Here is a 1,887-nt window from a genome sequence, read left to right as displayed (position 1 = left end):
GAGTTCATCAAGGTGGCGGCAGTTTTCATACTCAGGCACATCAGGCAGTGGTTGGTTGTTATCCATAAACCGCACTACTCGTTCCCAATATAAATAGCAGTTCATCGGGTTATTTGAGTTATCAGGCACTTGAACAGCTATTTTAGTCTCAGGGTATTTATCCTCATCAATATGACTAATAAAAGGCACAAACCCCATTACACCCGGGCGTGTTGCCACTATATCAAGGTGGCATACAATATCAGCCCATTTAAAACAACAATTACCCAGCTCATCACGCTCTTCACAACCAGGTATCTTATAGGTAAAGCCGACTAACTGTTTTTTTCTGTCAAAATATATTTGCTTTTTAGGGAGGTAACTCTCTGTTATTGGTAATAAATTAAGAAAAAACAGGTTCCAAGAAAAAGTAAGTGCGGGCACCCACCAATGATAAGGTTCATCCGAATATGTCATTACAATGCAAGATAGTAATAGTAACAAACTTAAAACAAAGCCGATTATGATTGGGCCAAACAATATAACTCTAATTGGGCTATTTCCGCACATTTCTACTTTATATCGTTCAGGATGTTTTTGTATTTCTTTTTGCTTTCTTGCAGGTAAATTATATAAATAGCATAAGCCTTTGAATTTATCCTTGAGGCTATTTAATCTCTCAGGGTAAAAAAAACAATTAAATCGCGTTTTTTTACTCATGATATCAACGGCTAGGTAGTCATTATTTTGCATTTAATATCCTTATTGTTTAATCAACCTTGGCACTTTAAAGTGCCTCAGTTTGAATTCCTTTTCTGATTGTTAACGTATCATGGACTCTGAAACTTAAGCCGTTTCACGGAAAGCCGATAAAAAGCTGAAGCGCAAGGTGCTTAGCTTTATATTTCCACGTTAATTGTTCTATGCGCTCAGGCTCTGCTTTCCAATGCTGCCAAGGTTTGATTATTTCTTCCTGCTCTCTACCTTTAAGCCAATCGAAAGGAAATGCTTCACTCAGAATTTCCTCTTCAATTTCTAATTGCTGCGAAAACGAAAATGAGGACCAAAACTCATCAGGCCGATTATTCCTCTTATCAAATTCAGCTGTAATGGGGTCTAAATGGCGGTGTCGTTCATATACCGGCACATCGGGCAATGGCTGACTTAAATCCATAAAGCGCACATAACACTCCCATAATAAATAACAATGGACAGGGTTAGCTGAAAGCTCTACAACTGAACCAGTTACTATTGTTTTAGGGTACTTCTCTTGGTCTATGTGGCTAATTTCTGGAAAGTAATTCATTACACCCGGCGCGCCCATTTTCGAGGTTAACCTGCAAACAATCTCTTCCCATTTAAAGCAACAGTTACCTAAGTCATCTCGTTGTTCACAACCTGGTATATCAAAAGTAAACCCGACCGTTTGGTTTTGCCTGTCAAGGTACATCATCTTATCAGGTATATACCTAGCCGTTATTGGTAGTAAATTTAAGAAGAATAAGTTCCAGCAAAAGGTAAGGACTACCAGCCACCAAGGAAATGGCTCTTCAGAATACGTTGCGACAACACAGGCAATTAGTAATAGTAAACTCAATACAGCACCAATGGCCATTGGACCAAATAATATGGCTTTTATAGGGTTATTGCCACAAGGCGCTATTTTATATTGCTCTTTTTTATTCGCGTAAATGCGCCTATCTTGATTTAGCCAACGTCGGAAAAAACATAATCCTCTAAATTCGCTTCCTTCATTTATTATTCGGTGCGCTTCAAAAAAACGATTAAACTTCGTTTTCTTTTGCATGATTCCAACACCAAAGTAATTATTTTTTTGCATCAGGTTCCTTATGCAATTGCTAAATCAGGTGAGGCATTTTCAATTGGCTTTTCAAACGCATCAAAATC

2 protein-coding genes are annotated in these 1,887 nt (G+C 38.0%); both read right to left on the bottom strand.

The window, feature by feature from the left end; all coding sequences use genetic code 11:
* On the bottom strand, positions 1-732 hold a 732-nt coding region (locus H5201_RS22340), incomplete at its 3' end, for a hypothetical protein (protein ID WP_182785435.1).
* A 103-nt stretch (positions 733-835) separates the two neighbouring features.
* Positions 836-1,819, bottom strand: a complete 984-nt coding sequence (locus H5201_RS22335; RefSeq protein WP_182785434.1) for a hypothetical protein — start codon at positions 1,817-1,819, stop codon at positions 836-838.
* Between the last annotated feature and the right edge of the window lie 68 nt (positions 1,820-1,887).

This window comes from Pseudoalteromonas sp. SG43-6 (assembly GCF_014164365.1).
Lineage (GTDB): Bacteria > Pseudomonadota > Gammaproteobacteria > Enterobacterales > Alteromonadaceae > Pseudoalteromonas > Pseudoalteromonas rhizosphaerae.
Note: the sequence above shows the minus strand (reverse complement) of the source record. Positions and strands in the feature narration are given on the sequence as shown.

Bases quoted from the DNA above. Each gene is read 5' to 3' on its own strand.
- H5201_RS22335 (WP_182785434.1), bottom strand. From the start codon at position 1,819: ATGCAAAAAAATAATTACTTTGGTGTTGGAATCATGCAAAAGAAAACG.